Annotated in this window: 1 protein-coding gene; it reads right to left on the bottom strand. The window is 37.1% G+C overall.

The features are described 5' to 3' along the window. Positions 1-30: 30 nt before the first annotated feature. Complete coding sequence (locus O3884_RS08995) at positions 31-711, bottom strand: IS6-like element IS1216 family transposase (protein WP_371453054.1); 681 nt, start codon at positions 709-711, stop codon at positions 31-33. Positions 712-761 lie beyond the last annotated feature (50 nt).

Below are 761 nucleotides of genomic sequence, written 5' to 3'. Positions count from 1 at the left end.
AAGAATAAAATCCCTTACGGCATCTATGATTTAAGCTGGGATTCCCAATAATACCTTGATTTCAGTACAGACCGAAAACCCGAAGAGAGTGCCTTCTTTTCGGGTTTTCTTATATAATCCTCGGATGGCTTCCATGCCTTTAATCGTGGGTGAGGCAGTGCGTAAACTTCGATAGAATTTATTGCGTCTCTTTACTGGACGATGGTCTTGTTCAATCAAATTATTCAGGTATTTAATGGTACGATGTTCTGTCCCTTGATAAAAGCCGTATTCTTTTAGTCTCTTAAAGGCACTTGTAATAGAGGGGGCTTTATCTGTGACTACAACCTTCGGTTCATCAAACTGCTTCACTAACCGCTTAAGAAAAGCATAGGCTGCTTGTGTGTGCCGTTTTTTACGTAACCAAATATCCAAGGTTAAACCATCTGCATCGATGGCTCGATACAAATAATGCCATTTTCCTTTAATTTTGATGTATGTTTCATCCATTTTCCATGAATAAAAGGATTTTTTATTTTTCTTTTTCCAAATTTGATAGAGTAGTTTGCCATATTCTTGCACCCAACGATAAATCGTCGTATGAGAAACGTTAATGCCACGATCATATAAGATTTCTTGAACTTCACGATAGCTAAGGTTATAACGAAGATAGTAGCCCACGGCTACAATAATCACATCCTGCTGAAATTGCTTTCCTTTAAAATGATTCATCGTCATTCCTCCTGCTATCTTTTTCTATTATTCTACCTTATTTGATAGTA

The sequence above is a fragment of the Gemella sp. 20925_1_85 genome, assembly GCF_041433735.1.
Classification (GTDB): Bacteria; Bacillota; Bacilli; order Staphylococcales; family Gemellaceae; genus Gemella.
Note: the sequence above shows the minus strand (reverse complement) of the source record. Positions and strands in the feature narration are given on the sequence as shown.